This is a genomic window from Phycisphaerae bacterium, from assembly GCA_018003015.1.
In the GTDB taxonomy this organism is placed as follows: Bacteria; Planctomycetota; Phycisphaerae; order UBA1845; family PWPN01; genus JAGNEZ01.
The window spans coordinates 43802-57998 of sequence record JAGNEZ010000012.1 but is presented as its reverse complement, the minus strand read 5'-3'; the positions used below and the strand labels follow the sequence as shown (position 1 = coordinate 57998).

The 14197-nt window shown below is 63.1% G+C and carries 10 protein-coding genes; 8 read left to right on the top strand and 2 right to left on the bottom strand.

Annotation, left to right across the window (positions count from 1 at the left end; translation table 11 throughout):
* Window positions 1-17: 17 nt before the first annotated feature.
* The 7 genes from KA354_07685 to KA354_07655 all read left to right on the top strand — a co-directional run bounded on the left by KA354_07685 (window position 18) and on the right by KA354_07655 (window position 8765).
* The gene (locus KA354_07685; protein ID MBP7934516.1) at window positions 18-1187 is read left to right on the top strand and encodes a hypothetical protein; all 1170 of its coding nucleotides are present in this window, start codon (window positions 18-20) and stop codon (window positions 1185-1187) included.
* A complete protein-coding gene (locus KA354_07680; protein ID MBP7934515.1) occupies window positions 1184-2308 on the top strand; it encodes a hypothetical protein in 1125 nt (374 codons plus the stop codon). Before KA354_07685 ends, KA354_07680 begins: the two co-directional genes overlap by 4 nt.
* 54 nt (window positions 2309-2362) lie before the next feature.
* Window positions 2363-4219: an ABC transporter permease subunit gene (locus KA354_07675; GenBank protein MBP7934514.1), complete on the top strand. Its 1857-nt coding sequence runs from the start codon at window positions 2363-2365 to the stop codon at window positions 4217-4219.
* A gap of 295 nt (window positions 4220-4514) precedes the next feature.
* Window positions 4515-6104, top strand: coding sequence for a hypothetical protein (locus KA354_07670; GenBank protein MBP7934513.1), 1590 nt, complete (start codon window positions 4515-4517; stop codon window positions 6102-6104).
* A 52-nt stretch (window positions 6105-6156) separates the two neighbouring features.
* Window positions 6157-7785 carry a nitrite/sulfite reductase gene (locus tag KA354_07665; protein MBP7934512.1) on the top strand — a complete coding sequence of 543 codons (1629 nt, stop codon included), beginning with the start codon at window positions 6157-6159 and terminating at the stop codon, window positions 7783-7785.
* 73 nt (window positions 7786-7858) lie between these two features.
* Window positions 7859-8341 carry a hypothetical protein gene (locus KA354_07660; protein ID MBP7934511.1) on the top strand — a complete coding sequence of 161 codons (483 nt, stop codon included), beginning with the start codon at window positions 7859-7861 and terminating at the stop codon, window positions 8339-8341.
* A 34-nt stretch (window positions 8342-8375) separates the two neighbouring features.
* Window positions 8376-8765 (top strand): Rieske 2Fe-2S domain-containing protein, encoded by a 390-nt coding sequence (locus KA354_07655; protein ID MBP7934510.1) that lies wholly within the window; start codon window positions 8376-8378, stop codon window positions 8763-8765.
* A gap of 1 nt (window position 8766) precedes the next feature.
* On the opposite strand, the gene KA354_07650 is transcribed toward KA354_07655, so the two are convergent.
* Complete coding sequence (locus tag KA354_07650) at window positions 8767-9795, bottom strand: Gfo/Idh/MocA family oxidoreductase (GenBank protein MBP7934509.1); 1029 nt, start codon at window positions 9793-9795, stop codon at window positions 8767-8769.
* 135 nt (window positions 9796-9930) lie between these two features.
* Here KA354_07650 and KA354_07645 point away from each other — a divergent pair, with 135 nt between their 5' ends.
* Complete coding sequence (locus tag KA354_07645) at window positions 9931-13167, top strand: hypothetical protein (protein MBP7934508.1); 3237 nt, start codon at window positions 9931-9933, stop codon at window positions 13165-13167.
* Between the two features lie 61 nt (window positions 13168-13228).
* Here the strand turns inward: KA354_07645 and KA354_07640 are convergent, their stop codons facing one another.
* Window positions 13229-14008 carry a hypothetical protein gene (locus tag KA354_07640; protein MBP7934507.1) on the bottom strand — a complete coding sequence of 260 codons (780 nt, stop codon included), beginning with the start codon at window positions 14006-14008 and terminating at the stop codon, window positions 13229-13231.
* Window positions 14009-14197 lie beyond the last annotated feature (189 nt).

Sequence of the window (14197 nt, the reverse complement as noted above, 5' to 3'; positions counted from 1 at the left end):
CGGAAGGAGCGTTCTTCATGCAGTGTTCGATGCGATGGCGCTGGCTGCCGGGCGTGCTGCTCGGCCTGGCCACACCCCTCCCCGGCCAGGTCCAGGCCCCGCCGGACAGCGAGCGGACGAGCAGGGACCAACCGACCGAGCTCGGCGTGCGGTTCACTCCCGGCATGGCCCGGGCAATGGGCCGACTGTTCGCCGAAGAGGTGGCCGCCAAGCGATACAACCTCGACGCGAGCAAAGTGGACGAGGCCGCCGAGACGGTGGCCCGGCGACTGATGAGCATGGCCCACAAGCTGGACGCGGCGGGCTACAACCAACAGATGGAGCATTTCGTCGCCGAGGTCCTTCGGGCCGAGATCGAAGACAGCGGAGAGGACAATCGAGGGATCGTCAAACCGGGTGTGGCCAAGGCGATCAGCCAGGCATCCAAGCCGTTCATGCCCGCCTTGCGGGAGATGCTCCAGGGTGTCTCGAAGGACATCCGCCCAATGCTGGCGGCCAAGGACCAGCTCACCTTTGCTGCGGATCTGATGGGCATGACGACCGCGCTGGACATCTTCGATAAGACCATGCAGCGGTGGGAGAACGGTGACATCAAACCTTACGAGAACCCCTTCTCGGAAGAAGGAAACGACGTCAGGAAGGACGGCAGCGGACAGTCGGCACGCTATACCAACGCGAAGCAGATCGCCCAACGGGAAATCGACAATGCCGAATCGAACCAGTGGAAGCGATATGTCGAGGAGGCCAAGAAATTCTACGGTTTTGACGAATCGCAGTCCAACACCGCGGATTCCGTGCTTCGCGAGTGCCTGGAGCGGGCCCAGGCCATCACCCAGGATACCCAGTGGCGTGAAAAAGTGTATCGAAACCGCATATGGTACCATATGCTGTGGGAGCTGCGGATCGGGCCGAACCACCCGCTTCGGGGCCACCTGGACAACGTCCACAGCGTGATGGTCCAGCCGATCAAGACGATCGGCGACGACCTGAAGCAGCGGATCGACGCCATTCCCACCCAGGCCCAGCGGGCGGCAGCCGAGGAGCGCATCGCAAAGGCGCTGATCGCCCACGGCTACCAGGAGCCTGCCGCTTCGCAGCCCGCGGGCTCGACGGTCGAGGGCCAGTCGGCTGGCACGGCCGAGACCGCTGCCGCCGGCGACGACCTGAAGACAGGAGAAGACCAATGAGTGCGGAACCACGTCTGGTCCGGCGAGGCCGCGGCCTGGCAGTCTGGCTCTTGACCGGCGCGGTAGGGGCCGGTCTCCCGGGATCGCTCATGGCCCAGGACGCGACCGGTTCGAACGAGACCACGACGACCGATGAGCTGATGCGGCCGACGCAGAACGGTTTCCGCCTGACTCCGGAAGTCGTTCGGCTGTTCTCCCGCCAATTCGTGGCCAAGGAGGTCAACAAGGAAATCGGGCTTTCCAGCGAGCAGATCGACAAGCTGAGCGGGAGCTTCGCTGAGCGGACCATGGACATGGGCCACCGGCACGGCGAGGCGATGCGCGATCTGTGCGAGTACTGGATGGAGACCCTGATGACGACCCGCGGCCAGAAGATCGGCCCGGAGATGACCAAGGAACTCGGGCGACGCGGGGCAGGCTTCACCCCCGCGATTCGCGAGCTGTTCAAGGGCTTCTCCAGCGACGCCCGCGCCGAACTCTCGGACGAGCAATGGGCAAAGTACCGCGCGGGCATGGAGGAGATGAGGAGGAAGTTCGACCACATGGAGGAAACCCTCCAGCGATGGTCTCGAGGTGAACTCAAACCCTCCGAAGATACGATCAACGGGCTTGAGCAGGAAATCGACATGGACGAGAAGGCGGCTGCAAAAGAGCCTCCCGCAATGCGCCAGGCTCGGTGGCAAGCCGATAACGAGCTGCAGCAGATCGATCCGAAGCAATGGCGGAGCTACCTGACGGCCGTCAAGCAGTTCTTCAAATACGACGAACAACAGATGGTCCAGGCCGAGGACCTGCTGGCCAAGTACCGCGAGCGGGCCGAGGCCCTCATGGTCGGCAATTGGCGCGCACAATGCCGGCAGAATCGCATGAAGTACTCGATGCGGTGGTCGCTGAGCCAAGAGAGCGTCCGTCCCTGGATCTACCACATGGAGCGTGAGTATGAGCATCTGACCGGCCCCATCCGGGAGGTCCAGCGAGAGTTTCAGGCGGCGGTGATAGCCCTGGCAACCGCGGAACAGCGCGAGGCCGCGGCGGCACCCATCCGGGAGCGGGCCGACCAGCACGGAATGCCGTTCGACGAGTCGGATCTCGTGGCCCTGGGGCTGGGAGCACAACCATAACCCGCCAACGACCTCGGCCGCTTGACCAGGAGTCGCACGAGAGGCGTCTGTAGCATGCAGATCAAACGAGAGATCGCCAAGCCACTGCTCCACGACATGGCCCTGGCGGTGTGGCGGCTGCTTCCGGCCAACCCTATCGTCCTGCGTGTCGTGCAGGGCGGCGGCAAACGGACTCAGCATCTCTGGGTCCGCGTGCTGTATCTGCTCATTCTCTTCGGCGTGATGCTCATCGCTCAGTTCGCCAACTCCAGTTCCGGGCAGTCTCTGACCCTCCTGGCCAAGGGCTCGACCCGCATTTTCGAAATTATCGCCGTTTTGCAGCTGGCCATGATGTGTTTCCTGGCACCGGTCTTCACCGCCGGCGCGATTTCACAGGAAAAGGACGCAGAGACGTTCAACGTGCTGCTGACCACCCCGCTGACCAACGCCCAGATCGTGCTTGGCTCACTGGGCAGCCGGCTGTTCTTCGTTCTGGCCCTTTTGGTCGCCGGCCTGCCGATCTTCTGCATCACCATGATCTTCGGCGGCGTGACCAGCGAGCAGATCTTCCTGAGCTTCGGCATCGCGGGGTGCACGGCCATCCTGACCGGCTCGCTGGCCATTCTGGTGAGCGTGCTACGCGTGGGCTCGCGGGGTACGATCTTCTCGTTTTATGTGGGCATCGCTGTCTATCTGTTCGCCGGTCTCGGCCTGGGCAACCTGCAGTGGACTTGTGTCCCGGAGTCCGTCATTCCCGGTGTCAACACGGGCATGACCTGGCTGGCCATCATCCACCCCTACTACGCACTGGAAGTGGCCCTGAATCACATTCGTCCGCCCGATGCCGCGGCGGTTGCCCATCGCGCCTGGCCGTTCAACTACATGCTCGCCTCGCCGCAGTGGGCGTACATGACCCTGACACTCCTGGCATCCGCCGTGTTGGTCGGCATCGCCACGCTCTTCTTGCGGAGCGGCATCAAGCAGGGCGAGGCCGGACTGCTTCGGAGCCTTCAGGTCAGGTTCGGCAGACGTAAGACCGACGAAGAGCGATGCCACCGGATTCGCCGCGTCTGGTCGAACCCGATCGCCTGGCGCGAAGCGGTGACCAAGGCCAGCGCCGCCAGCAGCGGCTTCATGCGGTACTCCTACCTCATCGGCGGAGCGACAACCGGGGTGCTGTTCCTGTATGGCTACGGATCCGGGTGGTTCAACCCCGTGACCGGAACCTCACCCACTCTGGCCCGGGCGTGGCTCATCTGGATCGTGATGGTCGAATTCCTGGTCGTCCTGCTGATGGCGGCGAATACGGCCGGAACAGCTATTACCCGGGAACGCGACGATGGCACCATGGAATTGCTCCTGACCACCCCCTTGACCAGCCGCTACATCGTCTGGGGTAAGCTTCGCGGGCTCATCAGCTTCGCCCTGCCCCTGATGGCCGTCCCCGCCGTCACCGTTCTTGCGGCCGCGATCTTCGATATGGTCCGGGCAGCACCGGAGCCGGTCGTGTCGCTCCTGTCGGCCGTCCTGCTTCCGATCCTCCTGACCGTCTATGCGTCATTCGCCTGCATGATCGGTCTGCAGATGTCGCTGAAAAGCAGGAAATCGGTGCAGGCGGTGATGGCCAGCATGGGTATTCTGCTCGTGGTGGCCTTCGGCCTGTCGCTGTGTGCCGTGAGCACATCGCAGGTGCCCCCGGAAATCGCCAGCATCACCGTTCCCCTCACCTTCGTCACCGCGATCTACTACGTGCTCGACCCGGGCAGCCTCGGGCGGAATCAGTTCGGTACTTCGGCAAACCCCTTCGACCTCAACGTGCTCCTGTGCATAGGGACATTCATCGCCGCGGCGCTCTATGGCGCGATCGTCGCCGGAACCTACCGATCCATGGTGAAGAACTTCGACGTGATCGTGCGGAAACAGCAGAAGTAGAGCCGAAACACCGGCCTCAAACACGCCAGCGTCGGAACGCCCGGCTCCACGCGGAACTTCGGCTCGCCGACGGCATCCAACGACAGGGGGGACCTGCGGTGACAAGGTGCGCGCAGGTCCGCTATAATTCGGGTGAGCCCGAAACCTCGGCGAGATCCGGACCTTGACCGGACCACCAGGACAGTATTGTGCGGCCCGGACCTGAGGTTGGCCGATAAAGCACCATGACGACTATCCGGGGGCGGCTCCGCAGCGGCCTGCACGCGGACCCGGCCCGGTTGTGAAAGGACGCAACATGAGCCTTCGCAAGTACTCACTGCCTGGCATCGTATCTGCCCTGGTCCTGTGTCTGCCGGCAACCGGGCAACAGCTGATTCGCGACGGCAACGCCTTGGACGCGAATCCTCAGCGCGGCTCCGGCGGCTTCAACCCCGCCGGTCGGATGTACGAGCCCAACGCGAGTAACCGGATTGTCACCGGCAACGTCAGCGGCGGCCGGGCTTTCCAGGGCTACTCACCCATCCGCGATTCCAGCTCGCTCTTCCTGGGCAGCCCAAACTTGAGCGGCTACGGAGTCACCAGCAGCTCAACCCTGCGCACTCGCAGCGGCTACACAAGCGGGTATGCAGCCGATCCACTCAGCAATTTCTACCGCGACAGCTATAGTTACAGCGACAACCGGGATCCCTATACCCCGGCATGGCAATCAGGCACCTACTACTCCTCAACGGCTTACGCGACAGGATATGGTGCCTCCGCTCAAAGCTATAATCGAGTCGGATCAGCTTATGGGGGCGGTCCGTATCCATATGCCCGATCAGGTCGCCTGCTGGGAACAACCACCTTCGACCCGCTGGTTGCCGCCCGACAATCGCTCCAGGGAGGAAACGTCCCCGCACAACTGCCCGACCTGTACCAGACTAGCGCCGGACGGATTTCCGCCGACCAACTGGTTCGGGATGCCGCCCAAGATCAGGCCACGACGGGGGCGACCGGACCGAGGCCTCTGACAAGTCTCGTGGATACCCGGGTCAAGGCACCCGGACCGGAGGATCCCCGCAGAACGGACAATCGGCTCTCCCCGGGAGTACCTCCCGCCAGAATGGACTCGGTGGCGTCCATTCTCGAACGCGGACGCAACCTGGAGACACGGTTGGCCAAGCCCATCAACCGCCCGATGCAACCGGGCGACAGCACACCGGGCGAGCCGCAAGCTCCGACCGGATGGCCGGATGCCGCCCCCGAGACACCGGGCGCGGACCAGGCAACGTCTCTGCTCGCCATTCCTTTCATGAACAAAGGCGATTCCGCGGTCGGCGTGCGACTGAGCCAGGCATCCCAATCGCTCAAAGACGGCAAGTACTATCAAGCCGCGGGCCAGTTCGAGATCGCACAAATGATGGACCCCCAGGATCCGGCACCCGCGTTGGGCCGGTCAATGGCGCTGCTCGGGGCAGGTGAGTACCTGACCAGTGCGTCGGCACTGTTTCAGGCCGTGCGCCTGCTCGACCAAACGAAGAAGCCCCAACCAGATCTCCTGGCCTTCGCCCGCGACCTCAAGAACATCAATCATCGGATCATCGAGTTGAAGGGACGACTGGAGCCGGAGGACGACTACCGGCTTCGGTTTTTGCTCGGATACACGGAGTTTGCCGTCGGGCTCAGCGATCTGGGTATGACGCATATGGAACGTGGAATCGCGATCCGGACCAAGGAACTGGCCGAAAACCGCGATGCCATGAATCCAGCCTTGGCCACCAGGCCCGCCGGCGGCGGTCAAACCACGCACCCGGAGCTAGAATCTCTCATGCGGTTCGTGGACCGGCTGAGGTCGGGGGGCGCCTCGCCCGCTGGAAAACCCGCCACCCAGCCCGCCGGAACCTAGCCCGGGCAACGGCTTGCCCGGGTTTCCAGCGCTGTCGCGAGGAACTCAAGGCATGGCCGTCAAAGCTGCTCAGGCAGAAGAACTCAAGCGAATCAAGGACGGTCTGGACGTCTGGGACGATATCCACCGATACGCGGCCGCAGGAGACTACGCGGCCATCGATCCCGACGATCTGGATCGCTTCAAATGGTACGGCATCTACAAGCAGAAGCCCAACGAAGGGCATTTCATGCTCCGGATCAAGATGCCGGGCGGAGCACTGACCGCGTTTCGACTGCGGGAGATCGGGCAACTGGCCCGGCGTTACGGCCGCAACTTCGGAGATGTAACCACGCGTCAGGATATCCAGCTGCACTGGCTGCGCGTCCAGGACCTGCCCGACGCCCTGTCCACCATCTACCAAACCCTTGGGATGCACCAGGAGTTCGCCTGCGGAGACACCCCTCGCAACGTGACCGCGTGCCCGCTGGCGGGTGAGCTGGCCGACGAGATCGTGGACACCCGGCCGTTCGCTCAGGCCATCACCGACATGTACCGGGCGGGCGGCAGGGAGTTCAGCAATCTGCCCCGGAAGTTCAAGACCTCGATCAGTGGATGTCGCGTCCACTGCCATGCGCCACAGATCAATTGCCTGGCGTTCTTCGGCGTGGAACGTAAACGAGCCAACGGCCGCGAGCGAGGATTCGGCGTCAGCGTGGGTGGCGGGCTGCGCGACACGCCGCACTTCGGGCAGTCGCTCCGCGTGTTTCTGAAACCGGACCTGGGCCTGGTCATCGACGTCTGCCGGGCAACCGCACACATCTTCAGGGATCAAAGCCATCTCCGCGAAGGCCGCTTGCGAGCCCGTTTGAAGTTCTACGTCGCCCAGATCGGCTGGGAGGCGTTCCGCGTTCAGCTGGAGCACTATCTGGGCTACCCCCTCGAGCATGACCAGGAAATCGTAGCCCCGGCCGGAGCATCCAGCGATGACCATGCGGGCGGAGGCGTACTGAAAAACGGTCTGGCATTTGTGGGAGTCCCGGTTCCCTGCGGCCGCCTGACCGGTGACCAGATGATGCAGCTCGCTGACCTGGCCGAACGGTATTGTCGCGATCCGGAACGGCAGATCAACGCGAGCATCAAGCAGAACCTCCTGCTGCTGAACATACCCAGGGCCGACCTGCCGGATGTCAAAAAGGGGCTGGCGGATATCGGTCTGCCGTCGGACGCCCCGCTGGTTCGGCAGCGAATCCTGAGCTGCACCGGAACGCAGTTCTGCAACCTCGCCGTGGTCGAGACCAAGGACCGGGCCAGGCGCATTCTGGACTATCTCGAAGCCAATGTACCGATGCAGGAGCCGATCTTCATCTCCGTAACCGGCTGCCCGAACAGCTGCGCCCAGTACCAGATCGCCGAGATCGGACTGCAGGGGACGCTGTACAACTACAAGGGCCGGAAGGGCGTGGAGCACTATCACATCCTGCTCGGCGGACGACTCGGCTCACAACCGGAGTTCGGACGTTTTGTGTGCCGGGACGGCGACAGGAAAATCAAGGTGCCGGCCGAGCTCGTTCACCTGGCGATCGCGCAGGTCATCCGGGCATACCAGGCCGAGAAACGCCCGTCCGAGCGATTCCCGGATTGGGCCCTGCGGCAGGAGATGGATCGATTGGCGGAGCTGGTGACGGTCAGCGCGGATTGAACGCCGGCTCCTCTGCCGCTATAGTGCCCGGCTGCCGCATGGACCCGCCACCGGTGAGTAGGACGGCACCCGCATGGCCAGTAAGCGCAAGAAACGCAAATACGGCATCATTCGCTTCCTCATCGGCTCTTTCTATGCTCTGGCGGTGGTGGTGCTGATCGCCGGTGCCGGCCTTGGGGGCTACCTCGTCCTCCGCGCCCAAGCCCTGATCGACGGCGTCCTCGTCGGCGGCCCACTTTCCGGCCTGCTTCATCAATACAACTCCAACCAGCTCTATCTGGGCGCTGCCGCCGTGGCCAGCATCGGGCTGGTCGGATTCCTGGTCTTCGGGTCCGTGGGGCAGATCCTGGCCATGCATCGCGACCGGGCAATGAACGCCTCCCTGCAGGTTCAGCTTCTGGAGGACATCCTCGAGCTCAACGAGGAAGTCGCCAAGGCCTCACACAAGGGAAGAGTGGATTTGTGCGACGGCTGCGGGCGGCTGGGCTCCCTCCAGCAGATCGAGTCGAGCCAGTGGATTTGTCGCGAATGTCGCCGGCAGCTGCGGGCGGGGTAACAGAGCGCGCAAGACAAGACGAGGGATCAGGGTGATGCGCAGCAGTCACGGGGCGGCCCCGGAATGGGTCTACACAATCGATGTCACGCAGGCTCCTCCAGGGAGCGCCGTACGCGTCCAGGTAGGGGAGCAATCGTACGCGATCTGCAACGACGCCGGACGATTCGTGGTGGTGGGCAATCTGTGTCCGCACGCCCAGGGTTCACTGGGCAGGGGCGAAGTCGCCAACGGATGCGTTATCTGTCCCGTCCATCGCTGGCCCTGGAACCTGAGGACCGGGCTGACCGATCCGGACTATCCGCATATGCGGCTTACGTTCTATCGCCACGAGATTCGCGAGGGCAAGGTGTACGTCGACGTCTCCACCCCGGTGGCCCCGGAGCACCTGGGCTGGGGAAACGGCCCAGCCGCTTCTGCTCGCTAGATCAGACATTCACCCGCTTGTTCGAAAGGGCGCTCTTCTTCTCGGCCAGGGCCAAGGCTACAGCATCCCGGCTCTCCTGCGGCGTGCTCGTCTTCGGCGTCTGACCACGTTCAATGCACTCGATGAAATACGCAATCTCGCCAAAGTAGCCGTCTCCGCCGGCAAGCATCGCCGGCGTCTCTGGTGCAGATCCCGAACGGAAGACTGTCAGCGGCTTGCCTGTGGCCAGATCCCAGGTGATAGCCGCCTGTTCGAACACGGCCGTGAATCCCATGTTGAAACCGAAACCGGCCGGCAGATCCCAGCAGCCCTCAAGACTCACGACAAGGCCCGGACCATAGTGCCAAAAGGCGTGGATATGGTCCAGCGAGCCTTGCGGCGAGGGATAGCCTTGCGCTGTCACCGCTTGCGGCTTGCCCAGCAGATGGATCGCGAAGTCAACGTCATGCACATGAAGGTCAAGGACTGCCCCGCCACTCAACTCAGGCTTGAGTACCCAGCTGTTCAGCGAGTAGGTGGGAGCCTCAGCCTGCCGACGGAGCGAGAGCGCCTTCAGCAAACCATACTTCTTCTGATCGAACACCGACTTCAGAAACACGTATTCCGGCCAGAACCGGATGCATTGCGCGATCATGAACTTGCCCGGGGCATCACGTCCGGCGGCCAGCATCAGGTCGCAGTCCGCAACGCTCAGGGCCATGGGCTTCTCGCACAGGACGTGCTTGCCGGCCTTGAGGGCGGCAATCGATATCTCGCAGTGGGCGGTCGTCGGCACGCAGATATCAACCAGATCGACGTCGGGGTCGGCCAGGAGATCCTGCCAGTTCGTGTACGGCTTGATCGCTCCCAGGTCACGCTTGGTCCCCTGGGTGTCGGCCAGATTGCCGCCAACCTTGGACCAGTCGCCAGCCCGGCGGTCGGCCTCCCGGTCGCACAAGGCCACGACTGAAGCCCGGCCGGGTAGCTTCTCGTACTGATTGAAGTGGTTCCGGCCGACGAATCCCGCACCAATCAAACCCACACGAATCATGTCTTCCTCCTGCGATGACGCTCGCCGTGGCACGCATCTTATCGCAACGGCCTGGCTTGCGAAAGAGGGAGGCCAGCGTATCATTCTCGTATCATGAAGCTGCTCTTGTTACCCTCGTTCATGGGATGGATCACTATGGCCGCTGCCGCTGAAGTCCCTTGGCCGGAACATCCGCGCCCCGATCTCAAACGGGAACCGTGGGTCAACCTGAACGGACCCTGGAGCTTCGCGTTCGACGCCGAGGACGTGGGCGAGAAGGAACAGTGGTTTGCCCCGGGCAAACACGCGTGGAACCGCAGGATCATCGTGCCGTTTCCGTGGGAGAGCCGCCTGAGCGGCGTTACCGACACCGAATACAGGGGCGTGGCTTGGTACGCGCGGGAGATCGAACTGCCCGCGGGAAACGCGTGGAAAGAACGCGACGTCTGGCTGGTGGTCGGGGCCTGCGACTGGGAAGCCAAGATCTGGGTGAACGGCCGGCTGGCCGCAGAACACGTCGGCGGGTATGTGCCGTTCGACGTCAATCTGTCCCCGTTCGGCCAGGTCGGTCGGAAGGTGACCGTTGTCATCCGCGTCGTGGACAAGACTGATCCGCAACAGCCGACAGGCAAGCAGATCAACTGGTACACGCGAACCAGCGGAATCTGGCAGACCGTCTTCCTGGAGGGGCGGGGACGCAGCTATATTCGCTCGGTCCGGGCAGAACCGCGAATCGCGACCGGCCAGGTCAAATACACGATACGCCTCGACGGTGAGCCCGCCCACCAGACGCTGATCGTTCGCAGCCCGGACAACGCGTTTGAAGCGGTCCACCTGCCGCTGGACGGGAGCAGGAACATCGTCGAAGCGACTCTCCGGGTTCACACCCCCCAACTCTGGTCACCGGATTCACCCACGCTGTATCCGGTCACCCTCACACTAGGCGATCCCGACCGGCCGGCGGAGCCATCCGATTCCGTGGAAACCTACTTCGGCCTGCGCGAGATCTCGGTCGGCGTCGCCCCGGGACGCGACGACCAGTACATCTTCCTCAACGGCAAGCCCATTTACCTCCGAGGCGCCCTGCATCAGTCATTCCATCCGAACGCCATCCACCAATACCCCAGCGACAGCGTCATGCAGAGCGACTACGACCTGTGCAAGCGGATCGGACTCAACTTCCTTCGAATTCACATCAAGATACCCGTCCCCCGCGAGTTGTTCTGGGCGGACAAGACCGGCATCCTCATCATGCAGGACATGCCCAGCTACTGGCGACATACCCCACAGGCCCAGGCCTTCTGGCAGGAGATGTTTGCGGCTGCCGTCGAGCGGGACTTCAACCACCCCTCCGTCTTCTCCTGGTGCCTCTTCAACGAAACCTGGGGAATCGGCGACAAAGGGTACTCGGAAGACCGCCAACAGTGGGTGGCCCAGATGTTCGATCTCGCCAAGCGAACCGACCCGACCCGGCTGATTGAGGACAACTCCCCGTGCCTCTACGATCACGTTACCAGCGATATTAATTCCTGGCACTTCTACATCAATGATCACCAGAGGGCCCGCGCCCACATCCAGGAGGTCGTGAGACACACTTACCCCGGCTCGACGTTCAACTACGCCCGCGGCCACCGGCAGGGCAACGCCCCGCTGATCAACAGCGAGTACGGCGGCATTGGGTCAAGCCAGGGCGACCAGGACGTCAGCTGGTGCTTCAAGTACCTGACCAATGAGCTGCGGCTGCACGACAAGATCTGCGGCTACGTGTACACCGAGTTGTCGGACATCGAGTGGGAACACAACGGTTTCGTGAACTACGACCGCACCCCCAAGGACTTTGGCTACGAGCAGTGGCACCCCGGCTTCTCCCTCAAGGACTTGAACGGTCCGGACTTCGTAGCCCTCGACGCGCCTCCGGTCGTGGAACTCGAGCCGGGCCAGACCCGCGAAATCCCGATCAAGATCAGCCACTGGTCGGAACGGCCTGGCGAATCGTTGACTCTTCGATACCGTGTGGACTGGTTCGATCGCTTCGCATCGCGCGTCCACGGGCGGTGGCAGAACCAGCCGGCCACCTGGCAACCTTACCGGGTCGTGGACCAGCAGGCGGTACGAGTGACGGCCGACGGCGACGGCGTCCTGGGCGCCCTGCTCGTCGAACTTCTGGATGGCCAGACGCTCGTGGCTCGAAACTACATCAATCTACTGGTCGATCGCGGCCCCGCCCCGCGCATCGAGGCCATGACCGCCACAACGCTCGCCATGCGATGGTCGCCGGCAGACTTGGCGGAATGGACCTTCACCCAAGGCGTCCCAATTCCCGAAGGGGTCGCCGCACATAAGGTCCATGGCCGAGGTGCCGGCATGGCAGAGTATTGTCTCAGCATTCCCGCCTCGCTACCGCTCGACGCACTCAGCGAGCTGACCGTGATGGCCGAGCTGTCAAGCAAGGCCGGGCCCGAAAAACTGGATTGGCCGGCACGCAGGAACCCGCTGGACTATCCGCAGAGCGACGTCAAGACCTGGGCAACGGACGTCAACCTGCTTCTCAATGGCAAGCAGGTGCTTGGGGAGGTGGAAACGCTTGACGATGACCCGGCCGATGCGTGGGGGGTCCTGTCCCACTTCCGTCAATACGAACCGGGATCGTACGGATATCTCACTCGCGCTACCTTGCAGGGGGAAAGCCTCCGGAAGCTGGTATCGCGCATCGGCCAGGACCGCATCCTGCACGTGCGCTTCGAAGTAGCGCCCGACGCAACCCACAAAGGGGGGCTGGCCGTGTTCGGAGAGGGCCTGGGTGCCTACCCGCTCGAGCCAACCTGCCTGATGACATTCGAGAAGCCCCACGGGCTCAAGGCCGGATTCACTTCGATGGCAAGCGTGGCAGTCGCCCGGATGGCCGCAAACTGGGTCACGGTCCTGCCCACCGCAGAAAAGGGCGGCGCGGAATGGAGCTACACGACCTCAACGCCGGCCGGGAAGTGGATGGCGACCGACTACGAGACCAGGTCCTGGAAAACGGGCCTCGGCGGCTTTGGCACCAGGCAGACACCAGGCGCGATCGTCAATACCGTCTGGGACACCCCGGACATCTGGCTGCGCACCCGGGTCACGATCGACGCCCCCGCCAACCTCCGCGGCGCCCTCTGGCGGATCCACCACGATGAAGACGTCGACATCTACCTCAACGGGCACAGAGTCCTTCAGCGCCGGGGAAGTGAGAAGACCTACATCAGCCTGCCCTGCAATGAGCAGACCTTGAGCCTCTTCAAGCCAGGGGTGAACGTGATTGCAGTTCACTGCAGACAGACGCATGGCGAACAGAACATCGACGTCGGATTGAAGGTGCTCGGTACGAACACGCCGACAGCGAGGCAGCCAGGCAAGTGATTCGCCCTGGGCGATCGGACCCAGATCGCCTACTGCGAGCATGACGGCCCCTGATCCGGTGTCATTGCTCCAGGCGAGTTACCGTCAATCGGATGAGCGTGACGGTGATCGTGGCCTGGTCGTCGTCGAGAGCCAGACTACTGGCCATCGTCCAGACCGGCACCCCGCTGACCGCCATGAGGCTTCCACTCGTGGAGAGATTGGCGAGAACCGGGGGCTTGACGCCCGAAGCGGTTTCAGTCGCCCCGGCTACTGTGCTGCAGAGCTCCAGCTTGAAGGAGAGGTCGGCGCGATCGGGCTTGTCCTCCCGCCAACGGCCACGGGTATCCGTGGTCAGGCCAATGCTTTCGTAGGAGACATTTTGCACGGCCTTCCCTTCCTTGTTGACGACAACGTCCCGCACCACGGGTACCTTCTGGTTCTGCATCAGCGTGGCGGAGGCTCCCAAATCTACGGTGCTGTCCGCGCGGAGCAACAGCCGCGCTTTGCCCATTTTGGTCAGGCGGACCAGCATCTCGGGCGGAACAGGGTTCTTGGCGATAATGCTGTCCAGGTGCAGGGCAGCAAGCATCTCACTGGTGCAGGCCAGTTCGAAGATGTCGATCTGGAGCCGCGTGGGTTGAGACGGTGCGGCGGAAGCCGGAGGGCCGGGCGAACGCCGGCTCTGAGCGGTTTGCCCGGGCGACACGGCCGTGGCACGAATCACCGGAGTTTCGGAACGCGACCGGCTCTCCCGGGGAGGGTCGGGTGGCACCGGCCGCTCCTGGGCATGAAGAGCCAAGACCAGGACGCCGGTGAGGATCGTGCAGAAGACCAGGAGAACGATCGTTCGACAGGACATGATGGGCTCCTTTGAACAAGGGTGGTCTGTCGTGCGGCCGGGATGTCTACAAGCTGATACCGACCATCCCAAGGCTCGGTTGCGGAAAGGCTCTCGAAACGCGATCCAAGACGGGCTATATTATTGCCTGGAAGCCGCCTCCTCGCCCATCGAGCAGACCAGCTGGAGACCAGGCGCGCAGGGCTGAGG